We start from the raw sequence: 20,969 nt of genomic DNA, 5'->3' as shown, positions 1-20,969 counted from the left end.
TCGACCGGTTGCGGCCGGACGACCGGGCGGCGGCGCGGCGGCGGCTCGGGCTGGTCGACGCGCCCACCGCGGTGTGCGTCGGCAGGCTCGCGCCGCTCAAGGGGCAGGACCTGCTGCTCGCGGCGTGGCCCGCGGTGCGCGCGGCCGTGCCCCGTGCGCGGCTGGTGCTCGTGGGCGACGGTCCGATGGGGGAGCGGTGGCGGTCCGCGTGCGGCGACCCGTCCGTGCGGTGGTGGGGGCACGACGACGAGGTGGCCGACTTCTACGCGGCGGCCGACGTCGTCGTGGTGCCGTCGCGGGCCGAGGGGATGGCGCTCGTGCCGCTGGAGGCGATGGCGTGCGCGCGGCCCGTGGTGGCGTTCGACGTGGGCGGGGTGCGGCAGGGCGTCGGCGACGCGGGCGCGGTGCTGCCCGCCGGTGACGTGCCCGCGCTGGCCGACGCGGTCGCCCGCCGGTTGACCGACCCCGCCCTCGCGTACCGGGAGGGGCGGCGGGGCCGGCGGCGGGTCGAGCTGCTGTTCGACCGGCGGCAGGCGGCGGAGCAGGTGGCGATGGTGGTGGAGAAGGTCGTGTCGGGAGGTGGCCGGTGAGGCCGTTGCGGATCGCGTACCTGCTCACGCAGGACAGCGGCGGGCCGGTCGACGTGACCGTGCGGCTCGCCAGGGCGCTGCTCGACTCCGGCGAGGCGGACGTGCGGGTCTTCGGGCCCGTGCCCCGGCGCGGCGCGGAGGTGCTGGGCGGGCACCACGAACCGGTCGAGGTCGCGGCGAAGGGCGACCTGCTCGCCGGGCGGCGGGCGCGGGCGGCGGTGGCGGCGTGGCGGCCCGACGTGGTGCACGCCCAGGACCGGCGGGCCGGGCTGGTCGGTGCCGGGCTGCGGCTGCGGCACCGGGTGGTGCAGACCTACCACGGCGTGCCCGACGACGTGGGCGAGGAGTGGTTCCGGGGCGTGCCGCGGGCGGTCGCGCCGTCGGCGTACACGCGGACCGTGCTGGCGGCCGACGCGGTCGTCGCGCGGACCGTGCACCGGACCGTCGTGCCCGCGCGGGCCATGGGGCGGTTCCTGAACTCGCGGCTGCGCGTGCCGGGGACGCGGTTGGCGCACATCGACAACTGCGTGGAGCCGGCGCGCGTGCACCCCCCGGCGGGTCCCGTGCGGCGGCTGGTGTTCGTCGGGTTGCTGGTGGAGCGCAAGGGCCTGACCGCGTTGCTGGAGGCGCTCGCGCTGCCCGGTGTGATGCCGGGGGACGCCACGCTGACCGTCGTCGGCGACGGCCCGCAGCGCGGGGTGGCCGAGCGGTCGGCGCGGGCGCTGGGCGGCCGGGTGGAGTTCCTGGGCTTCCGGCCGGACGTGCCGGACCTGCTGCGCCACCACGACGCCCTGGTGCTGCCGTCGACGATGGAGCAGCAGCCCCTGGTGGTGGCCGAGGCGATGGCGGCGGGCAAGCCGGTGGTGGCGACCGACACGGGCGGGGTCGCCGACATGCTCGGCGGGGCGGGCCACCTGGCGGTGGCGGGGGACGTCGCCGACCTGGCCGCCCGCCTGCGCGCGCTGTTCGCCGACCCGGACCCGGCCCGCACCGGCCGCCTGCTGGCGCAACGCGCGGGGGAGCGGTTCACGCCGCACGCCTGCGCCCGCCGCCACCTGGACCTGTACTGGTCCCTGACCGGCCGCCGCCCCTGAGCGCACCGCACCACCCCGACCGGTCGGCTCGGTGCGGTGACCCGACCGGTCGGGGGGATCGGTCGGGCGCTACGTGGGCGGGGGTGTCGCGCCCGGTGGCGGTGTCGTCGGTCCGGCGGGCGCGGTGGTCGGGCCGGGCGCGGTGCCGGGGTCGGTGGGGTCGACAGCGGTGGGGTCGGGGTCGGTGGGGTCGGGTGCGGTCGGCTCGGTGGCGGTCGGGTCCGGCGTGGTCGGGTCGGGGGTGGCCGCCGGGGGTGTGGCGGTCGGGGTGAACGTGGTCGGAGTGGGGGTCGTGGCCGGCGCGGACGTGTCGTCGGCCGGCGGCTTGACCAGCACCACGGCGTCGCCCGGCCCCAGCTCCAGCGTGCTCGGCACCGGCCGGTCCGTGTCGACGTTCAGGTAGCCCTCCGGCGGGTTGACCTCCGCCGGCGCCGCCGTCGGGTTGACCGCCACGTACCCGCCCGAGAACCGGCGGTCCCACGCGCCGTTGAGCAGGCGGTTCGCCGTCTCCACCGCCTCGCCCAGCGGGGTCTCCTGGTAGGGCGACCAGTCCGGGTGCCGGTAGTCCGCGGTGGACGCGCCGTTCCAGCACGTGTGCGGGCTCGCGAGCAGCGCCGCCGTGGCGTAGCCGACCCGCTCCTCGCGCGCGCCCTTCACGTGGGTGACCAGCAGCAACCACGACTCGCCGAGCGCGGCCTGGGCGCGCAGCTCCTTGAACTCGTTGCCCTTGAACGTGAGCAGCTCGCCGGTGCCGGTGTCGCGCAGCCCGAAGTTCTCCTCCATCGCCCCGTCGTACCGGGAGTGCGCCGACCACCGGCCCGCCGTCAGGTGCGACTCGGACACGTTGGGGATGAGCATCTTCCCGGCCTTGCGCAGCGACTCGCCCGCCGTCGTCAGGAACACGTCGAGGCCCTCGCGGATCGTCCGGTCGGTCTCGACGGCGGTCGTGGTGTCCTTCAGCAGGGCCGTCGAGTAGTACCTCAGCGAGGCGAAGTCGTTGTCCGCCAGCACGCCGTCCCAGCCCTCGCGCACCACCTCGGCGGTGACGGCGTCGGTCCACGCCTTCTGGTAGGCCGGGTCCCACACGGTCATCTGCCAGTGCTTCGGGTAGCCCTTCCACTCGATGCGTTGGCCCTCCGTGTCCACCGCGAACCACTGCGGGTGCTCGCGCTGGGTCTTCATGTACCCGAGCCCGCTGGGCAGCAGCGGCGCGTCGACGTCGCCGATCACCGCGCCCGGGTAGTTGCGGGTGCTGGAGAAGTCCTTGTAGACCAGCACCTTCACCTTCGGGTTCAGCTTCTTCAGCCGGCGCAGGGCGACCGTCTCGGTCGCGTTGAGCACCACGAGGTCGTAGTGCAGCGCGGCGAACTTGATCTCCATGGAGGACGGCGGCTCGCCGATGCCGTACCACCAGGCGCACGGCGCCAGGGGCTTGGGCGGCGGCGCCAGCGCGTCACCGGGCACGTCGCCCCTCGTGCCGGGCTGGCCCGTGGCCGACCCGAACGTGCACCCCGCCGGGGCGAGCAGCAGGAGCGCGGCGCACAGCAGGCCGAGCGCCCGGCGCGGGCGCGGGGTCAGCGGTCCCTTCGGCACAACAACTCACCCACCGTCTGCAACAGGATCTTGACGTCGAGCCACAACGACCAGTTCGCTATGTAGTAGTTGTCGTAGCGCGACCGGTCGACGATCGAGGTGTCACCCCTCAGCCCGTGCACCTGCGCCAATCCGGTCAACCCGGTGGGCACCCGGTGTCGGGCCCAGTACAACTCGTGGATCGCGGAGAACTCGCGCACGAAACCCGGCCTCTCGGGGCGCGGTCCGACGATGGACATGTCGCCCCGGATGATGTTCCACAACTGCGGTAGTTCGTCCAGGGAACTGCTGCGCAGGAATCGTCCGACTGGTCCGACCCGGCGATCTCCGACAACCGACCAGGTGACTTGTGAATCGTCACTGCCGTTCATTCTCACGCTGCGCAGTTTGTAAAGCACGAATGGGTGATCATCCATGCCGACCCGGACCTGGCGGAAGATCACCGGCCGCCCGCTCTCCAGCAGCACGGCGAGCGCGCACGCCGCGATGACCGGCGACAGCACGACCAGCGCCACCGCCGCCAGCAGCACGTCCATCGCGCGCTTGACCCACCAGGTGGGCCGGCTGGTCGGCGCGGTGCCCAGCCGCATCAGGGGGTAGCTGCGCAGCCGCTCGATGTCGGGCCCGTCCTGGTACAGCTCGAACATCCGGGGCACGACGAGCGTGGTGCAGCCGAGCCGGTGGGCGGTGATGGCGGAGTCGACCACGGACGACTCGCGGGTCCGGGAGAACGCGAGGACCACGGTGCCCACGCCGAGCCGGGTGATCGCGTCGGCGAGGTCCTCGTCGAGCAGGTCCACGGGCAGCGCGGCCGGGTCGAGCACGGGTTCGGGGTCGATGAACCCGACCGGGCGCAGGCCGAACTCGGGGTGCGCCAGCATCGAGCCGACCAGGTCGACGCCGACCTTGCCCGCGCCCACCACGATCGTGCGGTCGCACCGGTGGAACCGGCGGCGGGCCCAGCGGCCGAAGGCGAACACGGCGAGCCGGGCCGGTTCGCTCGCGGCGGCGAACGCGAGCACCGACCACTGCGCGGCCCGGGTGTCGGCCGGCGGCGTGCCCGCGACCAGGTCGACGCACGTGACCAGGGCGAACGCCAGTGCCGTCGCCCCCACCGAGCGCGGCAGGTCGTGGAACCAGGACAGCCACAGCCGCCGCCGGTAGAGCCTGCACGCCCCGCGCGCGCCGAGCAGCGCCACCGCCACCAGCGCGGTCGCCCGCCACCCCGGCGGCGCGTGCCGGGCGCACACCAGCGCCACCGCCGCCACGTCCACCGCGACCAGCAGCACGGCCACCGCGTTGACCCGCCGCAGCGCGTCGCGCCACCACGCCTCGCGGGGCTTCGAGTGCCGCCACCGCGACACCGGCGGCGAGGTGGTCGCCGAGCCCACCCCGTTCACCTCGGACCGCCCTTGCGGGGCCCCGAGGGCGTCCCGTCCACGCCACACCACATCAGGACGACGTCCTCTCCACCATGAAGTCGATACCTGTCACCCGATCGAGAACATCCGAACGGGGAATTCATCTCACTCGGTGCATATCCAGTGCCGACTGCTCGGGTTATTTCACTCTTCCGGTCAATGCTGTTCCCCTTATCGGTGATCGTCTGGGCGGTATATCCGGTCTGATTCATCCTGCTGCGCACCCGCGGGGAGCGGGGTGGATGAATCCCGCCGGGGTGCCCAGGCGAATAATTCTGGCCCGACATCCGCGATCCAGTGAAATGGGGCCTCTTGACCGTCGACGAAGGTGGCGCGCGAGCCGTGCGGGAACGGGGCGGACCAGCCTCGTCCGCCGAGCGCGCCCGGGCCCACGTGGTGCTGCCCGCCTACAACGAGGCGGCCTCGCTCCCGCCGCTGCTGACCCGGCTCGCGGACGTCGCCCGCACCGGACGACTCACCGCGTGGGTCGTCGACGACGGCTCGTCCGACGCCACCGCCGAGATCGCCGAGGCCGGTGTGCCGGGGCTCGACGTCCGGCTCGTCCGCCACGAGGTCAACCTCGGCCTCGGCCAGGCCGTCCAGTCCGGCCTGCGCGCCGTGCTCGCCGAGGCCGACGACTCCGACGTGGTGGTCGTGATGGACGCCGACGACACGCACGACCCGGACCTGATCCGGCTGCTGGAGCGCGAGGTCGCGGCCGGCGCGGACGTCGTGATCTGCTCCCGGTTCGTCGCGGGCGGCGACGACGCGACCGCGCCCGCCGCGCGCCGGCTGCTCTCGCGCGGCGCGGCGGTGCTGTTCCGCCGGGTGCTGCGGGTCGACGGCGTCCGCGACTTCACCAGCGGGTTCCGCGCCTACCGGGTGAGCCTGCTCGCGCGCGCCTCCGACCACTGGGGCGAGCGGCTGATCGAGGAGCGCGGCTTCGCCTGCATGGTCGAGCTGCTGATGAAGCTGCGCCACTGCCGGCCGGTCGTCACCGAGGTGCCGCTGGTGCTGCGCTACGACCGCAAGGGCAGCCCGAGCAAGATCCGGATCGCGCGGACGGTCGGCCAGTACGCGAAGCTGCTGGTCCGCGACCGGCTCTCGCCCGCGCCGCACCGGGCGCTGTGATGGCGGCGCCGGCCCCGGGGGCGCCCCGCCCCGCGGCACCGGGCCTGGGCGGGCGGCACGTCGCCGTGGTCGGCGGCGGCATCTGCGGCCTGGCCACCGCGCACCGCCTGGTGCGCTCCGGCGCGCGGGTCACCCTGCTGGAGGGCGGCGACCAGCTCGGCGGCCTCGGCACGTTCTTCCCGTGGCGCGACCGGTGGGTGGAGCGCTTCTACCACTGCGTGATGCCGTCCGACGACCACCTGCTCGGCCTGCTCGGCGAACTCGGCCTGCGCGACTCCGTCAGGTGGCGGCGCACCCGGATGGGCATGGTCGTCAACGGGCGCGGCTACCCGTTCAACAACGCCCTGGACCTGCTCAGGTTCACCCCGTTGGGGCTGCGCGACCGGGTGCGGTTCGGCGTCGTGTCGCTGCTGCTGCGCCGGCTCGGCGAGGGCAGGGAGCTGGACACCACGCGCACCGAGGACTGGTTGCGCGGCCTGTACGGCGACCGGGTGTGGGAGCTGCTGCTCGCGCCCCTGTTCGGCGCGAAGTTCGGCGCGCGCTTCGGCGACGTGCCCGCGCTGTACCTGTGGCAGCGGCTGGGGCGCGAGGGTGCCGTGTCGGTGCGCGGGTACCCCGACGGCGGCTACCGGTCGGTCATCGAGGCGCTGAGGGCGTCGATCGAGGCCGGCGGCGGCGAGGTGCGGCTCAACGCCCCCGTGCGGCGGATCGGCACGGCCGACGGCGTGCGGCTGGAGCTGCCCGACGACGTGGTGACCGCCGACCGCGCGGTGTCCACGCTGCCCCTGCCGCTGCTGCGGCAGCTCGCCGACGACGACCTGGCCGCGCGCCTGCCCGACCTCGACCTGCCCTACCAGGGCGTGGTGAACGCGCTGTTCTTCCTCAAGCGACCGCTGTCCGGGCACTACTGGACGCCGGTGGTCGCCTCCGGCACGGAGTTCGACGGCGTGGTCGAGATGACGCCGCTCGCGGGCGTCGAGCCGTACGGCGGCCGGCACCTGGTGTACGCCATGCACTACACCGACCGGGGCTCGGCGCTGTTCCGCGAGGACGACGCCTCGATCGCCTCGCGCTGGACCTCGCAGCTGCTCGGCCTGCACCCCGACCTCAACCGGGCGGACGTGGACGACGTGCGCGTGTTCAAGGCCCCGTACGTGGAACCGGTGCACCCGCTGGGCTACCTGGCGCGCCGGCCGCCGATGGTGGTCGCCGGCACCCCGCTGGTGCTGGCGACCACCGCCCACGCCTACCCGGACGTCACGAGCTGGAACTCGAGCGTGGGCCTGGCGAACTCAGCGGTCGGGACGCTGGCGGGGGCACCACAACCCGTTCCGGGGTGAGCAGGGGCGGCTCGCCGCGGACCAGTCGCCGCAGCGCGTCGGCGATCACGGCCGACGGCGAGCCGCTGCCGTACGGCGACGGGATGCGCCCCAGCCGCTCCCGGTGGCCCGGCACGTCGTCCAGCCAGCGCAGCACCTCGGTGCGCACCCGCTGCCCCGGCGGCACGAGCGTGCCGAACGTGCCCTCGATCTCGGGGCGCTCGGTGCTGCGGCGCACCACGACCACCGGCCGCTTGAGGACGCTGACCTCCTCCTGGATGCCGCCCGAGTCGGAGACGACGACGGCGGCGCAGCGCGCCAGCGCCAGGAACGCCGGGTACGCCTGCGGTTCCACCACCCTCAGGTTCGCCAGCAGGCCGGTCAGGCCGAAGCCCGCCACGCGCTTGGCCGTGCGCGGGTGCAGCGGCAGGACCACCGGCAGCGGCAGGCGCGCCAGCTCGCGCAGGATCGACTCCAGGTTCGCCGGGTCGTCCACGTTCTCCGGCCGGTGGATCGTGGCCAGCACGTACCCGTCCTGCCGCAGCTCGTGCGAGGCCAGCACCACGGCCTCCTCGTCGTGGCCGGGCAGCGCGGTCGCCAGCGCCTCCACCACGGTGTTGCCGGTGATCGCGATGCGCTCGTCCGGCACGCCCTCGTGCAGCAGGTTGGCGCGGTTCAGCTCGGTCGGCGCGCAGCACAGGTCGGCGAGGTGGTCGATCGCCACCCGGTTGTGCTCCTCGGGCATCGCCCGGTCGTAGCTGCGCAACCCCGCCTCGACGTGCACCAGCGGCACGTCGTTGGCGTTGGCCGCCAGCGCGCCGGCGAGCGCGGACGTCGTGTCGCCCTGCACGATCACCGCCGCGGTCGGGTGCTCGGCCAGCAGTTCGTCCACCGCGGCCACGGCCGAGCCGAGCTGCGTGCCGCGCCGCGCGCCGCCGACCGCCAGCTCGTGGAACCGGCCGGGGCTGCCGATGTCGCGCCGGATGCGGTGGTACATCGAGGCGTCGTAGTGCTGGCCGGTGTAGACGACGGTGGCGCGGGTGCCGATCAGGCGGATCAACGGGGCCAGCTTGATCAGCTCCGGCCTCGTGCCGCACACCATCGTCACCGTGCCGAGAGCTCCTGCGTCGATCTGACCCACCTCCGGTTCGCGGACGTCCTCGCGCGCACCCGGCGCGCGAACGCGGAGAAGGTTAGGGTCCCGGTGGCCGCTTTTCCTTGTGCCTCAGTCGATCGAGTGAACTTCCCGGGTGTGGTTCGGTTTCCGGTCGGGTACCTCATTAGGTTTCGCGTGGACCACTCGTGCCCGACCGACAACCCGGGAGAAGAACGTGCGCAGGTATGCGGCCCTGGCCGCCACCGCGGTGCTGGTGGCGGCTGCCGTCGGGCCGTCGGACGCGCAGGCCGTCGACTCGGTCCTGCTGCCGGACCTGAGACAGGCGCCCATCGGCTGCGCCGGCGGGTTCGCCGGCAACCCGGCGTGGTGCGCCGACTGGGACGTGTGCGTGGTCGCCGACCCCGACGCCCCGAACGGGAGGTGCCTCGGACTCGGCGAACCGGGCCGCGCCGTGCGGCTCAGGTTCACCACATCGGCGGACAACGTGGGTGACGGCCCGTTGCTGATCTACGGCAACCGCGGTAGTGCGGCGCAACCGACGATGACCGCGCGGCAGGCGTTCCAGTCCGCTGTGGACGGTTCGATCCCCGGCTCGTACGCCGAGGCGCAGCACGACGTGCCCGCGACCCTGTACTACGAGCCCGCGCCGGCGCACACGCACTGGCACCTGCTCGGCTTCGAGCACTTCCAGCTCCGCACGCCGGCCGGCGACGCCGTCGTGCTCGACCGCAAGACCGGCTTCTGCCTCGGCGACCGCTACGAGCTCGACGACGAGCTGGCCCGCCGCCCGGTCGACCGGGCGTCGCCGGAGGGCAGGCTCGCCGCCTACCTGAGGCTGAACCGCTGCGGCCACCACGCCCCGGAGGCGCTGGAGGTCGCCGAGGGCATCTCGGTGGGCTTCGGCGACGACTACAAGCACACCGTCGACTTCCAGTGGCTCGACCTGACCGGCGTGCCGTCGGGCACCTACGACGTCGTCAACGTGGTCAACAGCGACCGCACGCTGGTCGAGGAGTCCTACGGCAACAACGCCTCCTCGATGGCGATCTCGCTGCGCTGGCCGGGCGGCGCCGACCGGGCACCCGCCGTGGTCACCGCCCCGCCGCTGGTCAGGGTGCTGCGCAGCTGCCCGGGGCAGGAGCGCTGTGCCGGCGCCCGGTGACCGCCGGGCCCTTCGTGGTCACGGTCGGGTACCGGCGCGCGGTCCGCGGCCCCGTCCCGGTTTGCCCCCCGGGATACCGGGAACCCGGTGCCGATCGCACCACGACGGGAAGGGCTGAGCCGTGTCGCTGACCACCCAGGACCGGGTGCTCGCCGGCCGTTACCGGTTGGTGGGCAAGCTCGGCTCCGGCGGCATGGCCGAGGTGCACCGCGGGTGGGACCTGCTGCTGCGCCGCCACGTGGCGGTGAAGCTGTTCGACGCCCCCGACGACGCCGCCGGCGCGGTCGCGAGCACCCGGTTCGACCACGAGGTGCGGACGATGGCCGCGCTGTCGCACCCCGGCCTGGTGTCGGTCTACGACGTCGGTCGCTGCGGGCGCACCTCGTTCGTGGTGCTCCAGCTGGTCGAGGGCCCGACGCTGCGCGACCGGCTGGCCGGGGGCCCGCTGCCGCTGCCGCAGGTCCGGCGGCTGGGCCTGCGGCTGGCCGACGCGCTGGCGCACGTGCACGAGCAGGGCGTCGTGCACAGGGACGTCAAGCCGTCGAACATCCTGCTCGACGCGTCCGGCGCGCCCCACCTCGCCGACTTCGGCCTGGCCAGGTCGGCCTGGTCGCCGCAGCTCACGAACCACGGCCAGGTCATCGGCACCGCCGCCTACCTGGCCCCCGAGCAGGTGCGCGGCGAGGCGGTGGGACCGGCGGCGGACGTCTACGCGCTCGGGCTGGTGCTGCTGGAGTGCCTGACCGGCCGGCGCGAGTACCAGGGCAGCCGGGTGGAGGCGGCGGTCGCGAGGCTGCGCCGCCCGCCCGCCGTGCCGCCCGCCCTGCCCCCGGAGCTGCACCGCCTGCTCACCGCGATGACGTCGACGTCGCCGGAGCGCCGGCCGACCGCGGCCCAGTGCGCGGCGCGGCTGCGCAGGCGGCCCCGGCCCGCGCCGGTGCCCCCGCCGCGCGACGACGAGGCGCGCACCGAGGTGCTCCCGGTCGTGCCGAAGGGCCGGACCAAGCTGCTGATCGCCACCGCCGCCGTGGCGTGCGCGGTCGGCGGGGCGTGGGTGGCGGCCGACCGGGTCGAGGGGCCGGGCGCCGACCAGCGGGTGGACCGGCAGGTCGAGCAGCCGGTGGGGCCCGGTGGCGCGGTGCCGATCGACGCCATCCGGGCCACCCCCTAGCGGTCCGGCAGCTCGTCCAGGAACCGCCCGACGACCTCGTCGAACAGCGCCGGCCGTTCCAGGTTCGGCAGGTGCCCGGCGCCCGGCACCACGGCGAACGCCGAGCCGGGGAGGGTCTCGTGCAGCCGCCGGGCCGTGGCGACCGGCGTGTACTCGTCCTCCTCGCCGACGACGACCAGGGCGGGCACCCGGGCCGCGGCCAGCGAGGGCGCGTAGTCGGGGCGGGCGGCCCGGCCGCGCAGGGCCGCGGCGGCACCGGACGGCGGCGCGCCGTGCATCATCCGCCGCACGTGGTCGGCCACGTCGGGCCGTTCGGCCACCGTGCGCGGGGAGATCATCCGCCGCATCAGCTCGTCGGCGTAGGGGCCGATGCCCTCGCGCTCGACGCGGTCCGCCGCCTCGTGCCGGGCCCGCGCGGCGGCGGGGTCGTCCGGCTCCGGGGTGGTGTCGGCGAGCACCAGCGCCCGGACGCGCTCCGGGTGCGACCGGTGCAGTTCCATGGTGATCTGACCGCCCATCGACAGCCCGCACACCACGGCCCGGTCGATGCCGAGGTCGTCGAGCAGCGCGACCAGGTCGGCCGCGAACGCGCTCAGCGGCGTGGTGCCGGTCGCCGCCGGCGCGTCGCCGTACCCGCGCAGGTCGGGGACGACCACCCGGTACCGGGAGCGGAAGTGCTCGAACTGCGGTCGCCACATCGACCGGTCGAACGGGTGCCCGTGCACCAGCAGCAGCGGCGGGCCGTCACCCTCGTCGTCGTACGCGTTCCTCATGCGCACCCCCTTTGACGACGAGCCTAGGAAGCGGCACCATCTCGGTGCAATGACGACAATGCTCTCGGTGCAATCGGGGTGCGCGTGGACCACCGGGTGATCGCCGACCGGATCGCCGCCGACATCGCGGCGGGCAGGCTCAAGCCGGGTGACCGGCTGCCGCCGCAGCGCCGCCTCGCCCGGCGGCACGGCATCGCCGCGTCCACCGCGGCCCGCGCCTACGGCGAGCTGGCCCGGCGCGGCCTGACCACGGGCGAGGTCGGGCGCGGCACGTTCGTCCGCACCCGCCCGGCCGAACCGGCGCTCGCCGAACCCGGCGGCGCGCGCGTCGACCTGGAGTTCAACTTCTGCCTGCTGCCCGACCAGGCCGAGCTGCTGGCGCCCGCCCTGCGCGGGCTCGTCGACGACGACCTGGCCGGGGCGATGACCCCGGCCGGCGTCACCGGCACGCCCGCGGTCCGGGCCGCGACCGCCGCCCTGCTCGCCCGCGGCGGGTGGGCGCCGGACCCGCGGCGGGTGCTGTTCACCGGCAACGGCCGCCAGGCCCTCGCCGCCGCCCTCGCCGCGCTGGTGCCGGTGGGCGGGCGGCTCGGCGTGGAGGCCGTCACCTACCCCGTGGTGAAGGCGCTCGCGACCCGCCTGGGCATCACGCTCGTGCCGCTGGCCGTGGACGAGGCGGGTGTCGTGCCGGGCGCGCTGCGGGCCGCCGGCGTGCGGGCGCTCTACCTCCAGCCGGTCCTGCACAACCCGCTCGGCACGACCGCGCCGCCCGAGCGGCGCGCCGAGCTGGCGTCCGTCGTGCGCGAGCTGGACGCGCAGGTGGTGGAGGACGCCGTCTACGCGTTCCTCGGCCCCGACGTGCCGCCGCTCGCGCCGGAGCGCACCACCGTCGTGGACAGCCTGTCCAAGCGCCTCGCCCCGGGCCTGACCCTGGGGTTCGTCGTACCGCCCGCGGAGCTGGTGGACCGGGTGGCGGCCACCGCGCGGTCCGGCGGGTGGGCGGCGGGCCGCTTCGCGCTCGCCGCCGCCGGCCGCTGGCTCGCCGACGGTACCGTGCACACCGTCGTGGAGCGCAAGCGCGCCCTGGCCCGTGAGCGGCAGGCCCTGGCCCGCGCCCACCTGGCCGGGTTCGACGTGCGCGGTGACCCCGGCGCGTTCCACTGCTGGTGGCGCCTGCCGGACCGCTGGCGCGCCGAGACCTTCACGGCCGCCGCGAGCCGGCGCGGCATCGCCGTCACCCCGGCCGCCGCGTTCGCCGTGGTGCCCGGGCACGCCCCGAACGCCGTCCGGCTGGCCCTCGCCTCGACCGACCGGGACACCCTCGTGCAGGCACTCGACGTGCTGGCCTCGCTGGCCCGGACCGCCCCGGAGGACGACGCCCCGGACAGCTGAGCCCCGGTCGCTGGACCCCGGACAGCTAGGTCCCGGACAGCTGGGCCCCGGGCAGCCGGGTCAGGCGCCCACGAAGCGCTCCCAGGCGCGTTGCTGCTCCTCGGGCGCGGCGTCGGCCTGCTCGGGGCAGTCCAGGCGCAGGTGCCGGTCGCCGAACGGCGCGTCCAGGTAGGCGCAGTGGTGGGGGTTCTCGGTGCCCTCGTGGACGCGCGGCCGGAAGTAGCGGCAGGTCACGCAGGTGCGCTGCGGCGGGATGTCGCCGTTGAGCTGCAACGTGCGGATCAGCTTGACCAGCAGGAGCAGCAGGTCGGCCTGCTCGGCGTCGCCGAAGGTGTCGACGGCCCGGCTCAGGAAGTCGGGCCACGCGCTCGCGCGGTCCGCCACCGCCTCGCCCGCCCCGGTGAGGCGCAGCGTCACGGACCGCTTGTCCGGCCCGGGTTCCTTCACCACGAGCCCCTTGGTGACCAGGGTGCCCACGGCGGTGCTCGCGGTCGCGGTCGAGACGCCGAGGAGGGCCGCGAGGCCGCCCAGGCTCGCCGGTCGCCCGCGCAGCAGCTCCAGTGCCCGCGCCTGCGTCGGGGTCACCCCGGCGGGGCCGGCACCCTTCCACGCCCGGCTCTGGAGCACCGCGCCGATCTTGGCGAGCCCGCTGGTGACCCGGTTGGGGACCGGCTCGCTGATCGCGTCGAAGCTCACATCCACTGTTCGCACTCCTAGCGATCTCTTGACGTGGACCTGTGACATTGATAGTACTACTAGCGTTATTGATAGTAGTACTAACGGTTCTTCCGACGCATGACAGGAGCACCACCTGATGTCCCGAGTCGAACTGATCGACGCCCAGGCGGCCACCGGCGAGGCCAAGCCCCTGCTGGACGAGATCACCGCCGCGTTCGGCGCCACGCCGGCCATGTTCAAGGCCGTCGCGAACTCGCCCGCCGCGCTGAAGATGATGTGGGCCGGCTTCGGGGCCCTCGGCGGCGGGCGGCTGGGGGCGAAGCTCGGCGAGCAGGTCGCGGTGCTCGTCGCCGACCGCAACAGTTGCGAGTACTGCCTGGCCGCCCACACCGCCCTGGGGCGCAAGGCGGGTGTGTCCGCCGAGGACATGGGGCAGGCCCAGGCGGGCCACTCGCACGACCCGCGCGCCGCCGCCGCGCTCACCTTCGCGGCCAAGCTGGTGGAGGACCGCGCGCAGGTGACCGACGCCGACGTGGAGGCATTGCGCGAGGCCGGTTTCGACGACGAGGAGGTGGTGGAGCTGGTGGCGCACGTCGCGCTCAACCTCTTCACCAACTACGTCAACGTCGCCCTCTCCGTCCCGCTCGACTTCCCCGAGGTCCCCCTCCACAAGTCCGCCTGACCGCGAGAGTCCAACGCTCGGGCCTCGAGAGTCCAACGCTCAGGACTCCTGAGTTCTACGTTCCGGACGTAGAACTCAGGGGTCCTGGAGGTACGACTCTCGCGACCTGGGGGTTGGACTCTCGGGGCCTGGGGGTTGGACTCTCGCGGGGTCAGGCGTAGAGGAGGGTGTAGGCGAGGACGGTGGCCAGGAGGTAGGTGGGGTAGCCGATCCTCGCGGCACGGGTGAGGCGGCGCTCGTCGTCGTCGCGCTTCAGGGTGGCCAGGCGCTTGCGCAGCATGGCCACCAGCACGCACCCGGCCGCCAGCAGGATGAACGCGTAGTAGCCCCACTCCAGCGCCACCGTGTAGCTGACCGACGGCAGCTGGGACGTGACGTTGTTCAGCAGCACGGCGGTGCTCAGGATCGCGGTGACGCCCATCGACACCGGCGCCGCGCCGTCGGACGCCTTGAAGTACAGCGACAGGTACGTCACGCACACCAGCAGCACGAGCGGCAGCAGGTTCTTCACCAGGAACGGCAGGGTGTCGCGGGCGATCACGACCTCCCCCGCGTACTGGCTGTAGTAGATGCCGTTGGCCCCGGCGCCCGCCGACGCGTCGCCGAGGGCGTCGCTGCTGCCGACCGTGCGCTGGAAGAACCGCGCCGACAGCGCCACCCAGTTCGGCACCTGGTTGATGGTGGCGTCCGCGTCCGCGCCGCTGCGCAGGTGGTGCTCCGCCGGCTGGTCGAGGATCTCCTTGTCGGTCACGTACACCACCTGGTCGGCGGTCTGCGTGCGGTTCTGGAGCACGACCCTGAGCTGCTGCCGGTCGAACGGGAAGCTGCGGAACTCGAAGCCGTTCTTGAACCGGTCGGCCACCCGGTAGAGCCGGTAGGTGGCCCCGTCCGGCCCGGTGGCGTCGCGCAACGGCTTCCCGAGCCCCAGGTCCGGCTTGACGGAGTTGACGAACTGCACGTCCGACGCGGCGTGCTCGCCGGTGTACTTGAGCCACAGGAAGAAGTCGACGAAGTAGGTGCCGTCCCGGGTGTCGAGGTCGCGGACCTCGTTGAGGTTGATGCCGGTGGCCACCACCTGCCGCCGCGCCAGGTACCGGTCGCCGACCGCGATGACCGACCCGGCCGCCAGCCCGGCGCGCAGCGCGTCCGCCGACGGCGGCTCGTAGATCGTGAGCTGCACGGGCGCGGACACCAGGCGCGTGCCGTCGCTCGTCACGAACGACACGGACATCTGCGCCGAACCGCTCCCGGTGAAGTACAGCGGTCCGAGCAGCGCCGGGAACGCGTTGCGCCGGTCCTTCAACGACGCGAGCGCGTCGCGCAACCGCTTGCGGTCCTCGGTGACGTGCTCGGGCCGGAAGTCCGCGCCGCCGGCGGTCATCGCGTGCAGGCCCACGTTGAACGCCTGCCTGCCGGTGGCCGCGTGCCACCCCGGCCGCTGCCCGTACCGCTGCTCGAAGTCCTCCGCCCACGCCAGCGCGGGGCCGGGCAGCGCGTCGTGCGCCAGCGGCGTGCCCAGGTAGAGGTTGCGGGTCGCGCCGCCGAGCGAGTCGTGGAACGCCTTCGTGCCCAGTCCGGCGGTGCCCAGGACCGGGGCCTCGAAACCGCCGGCGCGCAACCGCTTCACGACCTCCGCGCCGTTGGCCGGACCGGTGGCCAGCACGACCGGCCGGTCCCGCGCGGCCACCGCGGCCACGACCGCGTCCACGTCGTCGAGCGGGTGGGAGGTGACCGAGCCGAACCGGCCGAACGAGTCGGCGAACGCGGCGTTCGCGGACCGGCCGCTCTCGTCCTCGTCGTGCACGACCGCGACCTCCCGCGCGCCGAGCACCTCGGCGGCGTACCCGGCGAGGAAGTCGCCCTGCGTGCGGTCGCCGTAGGTGCTGCGGAAGTACCAGTCGCTCTCGTCGGTGACGCGGCTGGAACTGGCGGTCGGCGTGATGGCCGGGACGCCCGCCGCGCGGTACACCGGCGAGGCGGCCAGCGCGGTCTCGCTCACGCCGTGCCCGACGACGTAGTGCACGCGGCCCTCGCGCACGATCCCCTCGGCGATCTCCCGCGCCCGCTCGGGCCGGTCGGCGTCGTCGTGGACGGTCAGCTCGACCGGGTGGCCGGCCACGCCGCCCGCGTCGTTGACCGAGTCCAGGTGCAGGCGCACGCCGCGTTCGACGTCCGCCGCGGCCGCCGGGTCGCCCCCGGTGAGGCCGACGACGAGGGCGACGCGCACCGGGTCGTTCGCCGTGGTTCCGGTGGCCGTCCACACGCCGACCGCGGTCAGCAGCACGGCGACCACCGCGCCCGCCGCCACCCACGCGGTCCGGGAGCGGCGGTGTTCGGGGTCGGCGGGGCGGGGCGGCTCGACGACGTCGTGCACCTCGTGCGGCGCGGTGGCCGCCGCGCCGCGCAGCGCCCGCCGAGCCCGGTCCGTGCCGGGGTCGGGCTTGAGCGCGAACGCCCGGTCGAGGCAGAAGAGGCGTTCGCCGTCGTCGGTGGCGAGCTCGGCGAGCCAGCGCCACGCCGGTTCGTACTCGGCGTCCGTCGCCAGCGCCGCGCCGAGCAGTGCCCGCGCGCCCTCCGGGTCGTCGGTGCGCAGTGCGATGGCCCGGTGCGTGAGCGCGACCGCCGTGTCGGGTTTCTCCGCCATGGCGCGCAGGGTAGGGAGCCGGTGCCCCCCACGATCGAGCATCCCCCGGCCGGGTGTTGATCACCCGGTGGACGGGCACGCCGCGACGCCCGGACGCCGGACGCGACGGCGTCACGACGCGAAGACGCCGGGGTGCGCGAGGCACCCCGGCGTCGGTCGGTCGTCGTGCGTCAGGCGCGGCGCCACTTCTGGTTCGCGCCGCCGACGCAGTCCCAGGTGTGCAGGACCGCGTCGTTGTTCGGGTTCCACTCCGCGATGTCCACGCACTTGTTCGCCTGCGGGTTCACCAGGTCGCCCGCGGCGGACAGGACGAACTGCTGGGCCGGGTTGCCGGAGCAGGTCGCGAGCTGCACGGCCGCGCCGTTGGCCGTCGAACCCCACGCCACGTCCACGCACTTGTTGTTCTGCGAGCGCAACGTGCCGCCGACGAACTCGAACTTCTGGCTCGTGCCACCCGTGCAGTCCCGCACGACCAGGCGCTGGCCGTCGGCGAAGTTGCCGTTCGGCACGTCGACGCACTTGCCGTGCCAGTTGCTGACGATGCTGCTGCCGGCGGGCGGGGGAGTGACGCCGCCGCCGGTGAACGGGGTCAGCGCGATCCCGGCCGAGCGCGGGTCGCCGTCGTGCACCAGGGACTCCTGCGCCTGCACGTCGTCGAACGCGAAGCCGTACGCCTTGCCGTCCACCATGTTCGCGTGCACCAACCGGGAGTAGTGGTTGGTGATCGCGCCCTGGTAGAAGTCGGCCGGGCCGCCGCCGGGCTGGACGTCGATCCGACCGAGGGTGGAGCGGTGCAGCGCGGCGCACAGGGTGCGCGCGATCGGGCCGACCACCTGGTCGTTGGGCGCGCCCAGCGCCCCGTCGCAGCCCCACACGTTCGACGTCGAGGGCTTCGCGAACGACGCCACCTGCTGACCGGCGGGGTTGGTGAAGTTCATCGTGGTGCCGGAGGTGCGGCCGAAGTACTTCACGTCCGGCCGGTCGCCGAACGGCTGCACGGTCAGCGTCTTGGTCGTGTACGCGTTCCACGCCTGGGTGATGTACGAGTCCAGGTAGTTGCGGTCGAACTGGCCGACGTCGGCGGCCTTGCCCGGCGCGAGCACGCGCAGCACCGTGCCGTCCGAACGGGACATGATCGACCCCGCCCAGCCGGCCTGGTTGCGGATGCCGTTGATGATGGCGTCCCGCCCGCCGGGCTTCAGCTCACCGGTCTTCTTGGTGACGCCGCTCGCGCCCGTCACCGACACCGCGTGCGGCACGGCGAACATGTCCACCTGGGAGCTGTTCAGCCACAGGCCGGCGTCGTTGTAGGTGAACTCGCTCCAGTCGAACAGGATGCCGCTGTTGGGGTCGCCGGACGCCCACGGCGCGGGCTGCACCAGGCCGTCGGGCGTCAGGAAGAACTTCAGCTTCTCGCCGAACGACATGTAGACGCGGCCGGAGATGAAGCGCGGCACGCGCAACGTCGTGCTGCCGCCGAGCCCGGGGCCCGCGATGGACACGTCGGGGGCCGGCGTGGGCGGGTTCCCGCCCGGCGACCAGGGGGTGAACCCGCCCGCCTGGTTGACGTACCCGAGCCGCCCGCTGCGGATGTCGGTGCCCAGGACGTACAGGTGCACCGCCTCGGACCGGCCGCTGTTGTTGGTGACGGTCAGCGGCAGCAGGTCGGGGCCGATCGCCTGTGCCGGTGTGATCGCGATAGCCGCCGACGCGGTCGCCGCCAGTGCGGCGAGCGCGCTCAACCACTTCGTTCGAGTGCGCATCGTTGACTCCTCGTGCAGGGTGCTGTCGGCAGACGCCCGACCGGTTTCAGGGCGGTGGGGCGGTCTCCGCCCCCGCGAACCGGCGCGGACCGGTGTGTGAACTGGTCCAGACCGATTCGTGAGAGCGCTTCCATGGTTGTGCGCGAATGTGAGCCCTGTCAATAGCGGGAGGCGCGGGGCAGAGTGGGCGGCATGACCTACGACGTCGACGCCGTGCGCGCCCAGTTCCCCTCGCTCGCCGCCGGGACCGCCCACTTCGACGGCCCCGGCGGCTCCCAGGTGCCCGCCGCCGTGGCCGACGCGGTGCACGCCTTCCTGACCTCGCCGCTGGCCAACCGCGGCGTGGTCACCGACGCCGAGCGGGCGGCCGACGCCGTCGTGCTCGACGCCCGGCGGGCGCTGGCCGACCTGCTGGGCGCGACGCCCCGGGGCGTCGTCTTCGGGCGCTCGACGACCCAGCTGACCTACGACCTCGCCCGCACCCTCGCCAAGGGCTGGGGACCGGGCGACGAGGTGGTGGTGACGCGCCTGGACCACGACGCCAACGTGCGGCCGTGGGTGCAGGCGGCCGAGGCGGTCGGCGCGCACGCCCGGTTCGCCGCGTTCGACCCGCGCACCGGCGAGTTGACCCCCGACGACGTCGCCGCCGTGCTGTCGCCGCGCACCCGGCTGGTCGCGGTGACCGGCGCGTCCAACCTGATCGGCACCCGGCCGGACCTCAAGGCGATCGGCGCGCTGGCGCACGACGGCGGCGCGCTGTTCGCCGTGGACGGTGTGCACCTGGCCGCGCACGCGTTCGTCGACGTCGTCGACATCGGCGCGGACTTCTTCACCTGCTCGCCGTACAAGTTCTTCGGGCCGCACGTCGGCGTGCTGGCGGCGGACCCGGAACTGCTGTCGGGGCTGCGGCCGGACAAGCTGCTGCCGTCGTCGGACTCCGTGCCCGAGCGGTTCGAGCTGGGCACGCTGCCCTACGAGCTGCTGGTCGGCTGCACGGCGGCGGTCGACGTGATCGCCGGGCTGGTGCCGTCCGGTGGGGACCGCCGCACGCGGATCGCGCGGTCGTTCGCGGCCGTCGAGGCGCACGAGGACCGGCTGCGCGCCGTCGCGGAGGAGGGCCTGGCCGCGCTGCCGGGCGTGACCGTGCGCTCGCGCGCCGGGCACCGCACGCCCACCCTGCTCGTCACGTTCGCCGACCGGCCCGCCGCCGACGCGTACCGGTTCCTGGCCGGGCTGGGCGTCAACGCGCCCGCCGGGTCGTTCTACGCGATCGAGACGTCCCGGTGGCTCGGCCTGGGCGACGTCGGCGGGCTGCGCGTCGGCCTGGCGCCGTACTCGACCGACGACGACGTGGCCCGCCTGCTCGACGGGCTGGACCGGTTCGTCCGGACGGCGTAGCGGAACCCCTCTGTCGTGGCGCGTACGGCGCAATGTCGGGCGGGTCGGTGAACACCGCACCCGCTGGCGCCCGTAACCCCGGTCGAGGACGGGTCACCACCGCCGTGCGGGTGCACTCGCGTCACGACGACAGGAAGGTGGCTCATGAGGCACAAGGACGCTCAGCCGGGCAGGAGACGGGCGGTCGTGGTCGGCTCGGTCGGCGTGGCGGCGATGGTCGTCACGGCGGTCGCGGCGCTGGCCGCGTCCGGCTCGGACCCGGAGCGGGTGATCGAGTGCCCGTCACCGGTCGTGGCCCTGGTCGAGGTGCCCGAGGCGGCTCGGGCCGAGGTGGCGAAGGAGCTGGCGAACCTCGACGAGCAGGTCGCGGAGGCCACCGAGCGGCTGGTCGGCACGCGCGGCCAGGGCGGTCCGGACTTCGTGCGGAACGCGATCCTGGGGCCGTTGGCGAGCAAGCGGGCGGCGGCGCTGGACCGGATCGCCATCGCCATCGACCGGGTGGGCGACCGGCCCGAGGGGCTGGAGCGGTTCGCGACCTGCGAACCGGGCTGAGCCCGGCGCGGGTCAGCGGGGGCGGGCCGCTGCGGCGATCAGGGTGATCAGCTGGCGGCGGAAGTGGTCGTAGTCGTCCACCGCGCCCAGCAGCGACTCGGACTCCTGCTCCTCGCGGCGGGCTGCGGTCAGGACCTCGCGGCCGGTGGGGGTGATCTCGACCAGCACGCGGCGGCGGTCGCGGGCGTCGGCGGCGCGGGCCACGTGGCCGGAGCGGTCCAGGCGCTCGATGGTGCGGCTCATGGTCTGGTCGGTGACCCGGCACAGGCCCGCCAGCTCGCGCTGCGCCATCGGGCCGTCGGCGAGGTGGTGCAGGGCGATCAGGCCCGCGTGGGTCAGGTCGAGCCCGGCCAGCACCTCGTCGAACCGGCTCTCCACGACCCGCGCGGCCACCGACAGCAGGCGGCCGGTCGGCCAGGAGTCGACGTCGGCGCGCACCCGGTCAGGCTGGTGCGCCACCTCCCGCTCGTCCCCTCGGCCCATTGCGCC

18 protein-coding genes are annotated in these 20,969 nt (G+C 74.4%); 10 read left to right on the top strand and 8 right to left on the bottom strand.

Annotated features, from left to right (window positions below; translation table 11 throughout):
- Both ACR807_RS16470 and ACR807_RS16465 read left to right on the top strand, forming a co-directional pair.
- The coding region (locus ACR807_RS16470; RefSeq protein WP_438922195.1) for a glycosyltransferase family 4 protein at nucleotides 1–590 on the top strand (590 nt) is incomplete at its 5' end.
- The gene (locus tag ACR807_RS16465; protein ID WP_438922194.1) at nucleotides 587–1,684 is read left to right on the top strand and encodes a glycosyltransferase family 4 protein; all 1,098 of its coding nucleotides are present in this window, start codon (nucleotides 587–589) and stop codon (nucleotides 1,682–1,684) included. The genes ACR807_RS16470 and ACR807_RS16465, both read left to right, overlap by 4 nt.
- Nucleotides 1,685–1,753: 69 nt before the next feature.
- Here the strand turns inward: ACR807_RS16465 and ACR807_RS16460 are convergent, their stop codons facing one another.
- Nucleotides 1,754–3,277 carry a putative glycoside hydrolase family 15 protein gene (locus tag ACR807_RS16460; protein ID WP_438922193.1) on the bottom strand — a complete coding sequence of 508 codons (1,524 nt, stop codon included), beginning with the start codon at nucleotides 3,275–3,277 and terminating at the stop codon, nucleotides 1,754–1,756.
- Nucleotides 3,259–4,668 (bottom strand): sugar transferase, encoded by a 1,410-nt coding sequence (locus tag ACR807_RS16455; RefSeq protein WP_438922192.1) that lies wholly within the window; start codon nucleotides 4,666–4,668, stop codon nucleotides 3,259–3,261. Before ACR807_RS16455 ends, ACR807_RS16460 begins: the two co-directional genes overlap by 19 nt.
- A gap of 342 nt (nucleotides 4,669–5,010) precedes the next feature.
- Here ACR807_RS16455 and ACR807_RS16450 point away from each other — a divergent pair, with 342 nt between their 5' ends.
- Both ACR807_RS16450 and ACR807_RS16445 read left to right on the top strand, forming a co-directional pair.
- Nucleotides 5,011–5,829 (top strand): glycosyltransferase, encoded by an 819-nt coding sequence (locus ACR807_RS16450; protein ID WP_438922191.1) that lies wholly within the window; start codon nucleotides 5,011–5,013, stop codon nucleotides 5,827–5,829.
- Nucleotides 5,829–7,169: an NAD(P)/FAD-dependent oxidoreductase gene (locus tag ACR807_RS16445; protein ID WP_438922190.1), complete on the top strand. Its 1,341-nt coding sequence runs from the start codon at nucleotides 5,829–5,831 to the stop codon at nucleotides 7,167–7,169. The genes ACR807_RS16450 and ACR807_RS16445 overlap by 1 nt, the downstream gene beginning before the upstream one ends.
- On the opposite strand, the gene wecB is transcribed toward ACR807_RS16445, so the two are convergent.
- Nucleotides 7,087–8,250, bottom strand: coding sequence for a non-hydrolyzing UDP-N-acetylglucosamine 2-epimerase (gene wecB, locus ACR807_RS16440; RefSeq protein ID WP_438922196.1), 1,164 nt, complete (start codon nucleotides 8,248–8,250; stop codon nucleotides 7,087–7,089). The two genes, ACR807_RS16445 and wecB, sit on opposite strands and share 83 nt — an antisense overlap.
- Before the next feature lie 229 nt (nucleotides 8,251–8,479).
- Between wecB and ACR807_RS16435 the strand changes: the two genes are divergently transcribed.
- A complete protein-coding gene (locus tag ACR807_RS16435; protein ID WP_438922189.1) occupies nucleotides 8,480–9,427 on the top strand; it encodes a lysyl oxidase family protein in 948 nt (315 codons plus the stop codon).
- Nucleotides 9,428–9,548: 121 nt separating this feature from the next.
- Nucleotides 9,549–10,598 carry a serine/threonine-protein kinase gene (locus ACR807_RS16430; RefSeq protein ID WP_438922188.1) on the top strand — a complete coding sequence of 350 codons (1,050 nt, stop codon included), beginning with the start codon at nucleotides 9,549–9,551 and terminating at the stop codon, nucleotides 10,596–10,598.
- On the opposite strand, the gene ACR807_RS16425 is transcribed toward ACR807_RS16430, so the two are convergent.
- Nucleotides 10,595–11,371 (bottom strand): alpha/beta fold hydrolase, encoded by a 777-nt coding sequence (locus ACR807_RS16425; protein WP_438922187.1) that lies wholly within the window; start codon nucleotides 11,369–11,371, stop codon nucleotides 10,595–10,597. The genes ACR807_RS16430 and ACR807_RS16425 overlap by 4 nt on opposite strands.
- A gap of 84 nt (nucleotides 11,372–11,455) precedes the next feature.
- Here ACR807_RS16425 and ACR807_RS16420 point away from each other — a divergent pair, with 84 nt between their 5' ends.
- Nucleotides 11,456–12,763, top strand: a complete 1,308-nt coding sequence (locus tag ACR807_RS16420) for an aminotransferase-like domain-containing protein (RefSeq protein WP_438922186.1) — start codon at nucleotides 11,456–11,458, stop codon at nucleotides 12,761–12,763.
- Nucleotides 12,764–12,823: 60 nt separating this feature from the next.
- Here the strand turns inward: ACR807_RS16420 and ACR807_RS16415 are convergent, their stop codons facing one another.
- Complete coding sequence (locus ACR807_RS16415) at nucleotides 12,824–13,465, bottom strand: MarR family winged helix-turn-helix transcriptional regulator (protein WP_438922185.1); 642 nt, start codon at nucleotides 13,463–13,465, stop codon at nucleotides 12,824–12,826.
- A gap of 112 nt (nucleotides 13,466–13,577) precedes the next feature.
- Here ACR807_RS16415 and ACR807_RS16410 point away from each other — a divergent pair, with 112 nt between their 5' ends.
- Nucleotides 13,578–14,123 (top strand): carboxymuconolactone decarboxylase family protein, encoded by a 546-nt coding sequence (locus ACR807_RS16410; protein ID WP_438922184.1) that lies wholly within the window; start codon nucleotides 13,578–13,580, stop codon nucleotides 14,121–14,123.
- Between the two features lie 151 nt (nucleotides 14,124–14,274).
- Here ACR807_RS16410 and ACR807_RS16405 read toward each other — a convergent pair whose 3' ends face one another.
- The gene (locus ACR807_RS16405; protein ID WP_438922183.1) at nucleotides 14,275–16,767 is read right to left on the bottom strand and encodes an ABC transporter substrate-binding protein; all 2,493 of its coding nucleotides are present in this window, start codon (nucleotides 16,765–16,767) and stop codon (nucleotides 14,275–14,277) included.
- Between the two features lie 170 nt (nucleotides 16,768–16,937).
- Nucleotides 16,938–18,530 carry a glycoside hydrolase family 64 protein gene (locus tag ACR807_RS16400; protein WP_438922182.1) on the bottom strand — a complete coding sequence of 531 codons (1,593 nt, stop codon included), beginning with the start codon at nucleotides 18,528–18,530 and terminating at the stop codon, nucleotides 16,938–16,940.
- 192 nt (nucleotides 18,531–18,722) lie between these two features.
- Between ACR807_RS16400 and ACR807_RS16395 the strand changes: the two genes are divergently transcribed.
- On the top strand, nucleotides 18,723–19,928 hold the full coding sequence (locus ACR807_RS16395) for a cysteine desulfurase-like protein (protein ID WP_438922181.1): 1,206 nt from the start codon (nucleotides 18,723–18,725) through the stop codon (nucleotides 19,926–19,928).
- Nucleotides 19,929–20,072: 144 nt separating this feature from the next.
- Entirely contained in the window at nucleotides 20,073–20,480 is a 408-nt protein-coding gene (locus ACR807_RS16390) for a hypothetical protein (protein ID WP_438922180.1), read from the top strand.
- A 12-nt stretch (nucleotides 20,481–20,492) separates the two neighbouring features.
- Here the strand turns inward: ACR807_RS16390 and ACR807_RS16385 are convergent, their stop codons facing one another.
- Nucleotides 20,493–20,963, bottom strand: coding sequence for a MarR family winged helix-turn-helix transcriptional regulator (locus tag ACR807_RS16385; protein ID WP_438922179.1), 471 nt, complete (start codon nucleotides 20,961–20,963; stop codon nucleotides 20,493–20,495).
- Nucleotides 20,964–20,969 lie beyond the last annotated feature (6 nt).

It is taken from the genome of Saccharothrix sabaoui (assembly GCF_051756985.1).
Taxonomy (GTDB): Bacteria; Actinomycetota; Actinomycetes; order Mycobacteriales; family Pseudonocardiaceae; genus Actinosynnema.
The sequence above is the reverse complement of the archived record's forward strand: the minus strand, read 5'-3'. Positions and strand labels throughout refer to the sequence as shown.

What these genes read in the sequence shown, in the direction of transcription:
- ACR807_RS16445 (WP_438922190.1), top strand. Translation starts at nt 5,829, where the DNA reads ATGGCGGCGCCGGCCCCGGGGGCGCCCCGCCCCGCGGCACCGGGCCTG.
- wecB (WP_438922196.1), bottom strand. Translation starts at nt 8,250, where the DNA reads ATGGTGTGCGGCACGAGGCCGGAGCTGATCAAGCTGGCCCCGTTGATC.
- ACR807_RS16425 (WP_438922187.1), bottom strand. Translation starts at nt 11,371, where the DNA reads ATGAGGAACGCGTACGACGACGAGGGTGACGGCCCGCCGCTGCTGCTG.
- ACR807_RS16410 (WP_438922184.1), top strand. Translation starts at nt 13,578, where the DNA reads ATGTCCCGAGTCGAACTGATCGACGCCCAGGCGGCCACCGGCGAGGCC.
- ACR807_RS16405 (WP_438922183.1), bottom strand. Translation starts at nt 16,767, where the DNA reads ATGGCGGAGAAACCCGACACGGCGGTCGCGCTCACGCACCGGGCCATC.
- ACR807_RS16400 (WP_438922182.1), bottom strand. Translation starts at nt 18,530, where the DNA reads ATGCGCACTCGAACGAAGTGGTTGAGCGCGCTCGCCGCACTGGCGGCG.
- ACR807_RS16395 (WP_438922181.1), top strand. Translation starts at nt 18,723, where the DNA reads ATGACCTACGACGTCGACGCCGTGCGCGCCCAGTTCCCCTCGCTCGCC.
- ACR807_RS16390 (WP_438922180.1), top strand. Translation starts at nt 20,073, where the DNA reads ATGAGGCACAAGGACGCTCAGCCGGGCAGGAGACGGGCGGTCGTGGTC.
- ACR807_RS16385 (WP_438922179.1), bottom strand. Translation starts at nt 20,963, where the DNA reads ATGGGCCGAGGGGACGAGCGGGAGGTGGCGCACCAGCCTGACCGGGTG.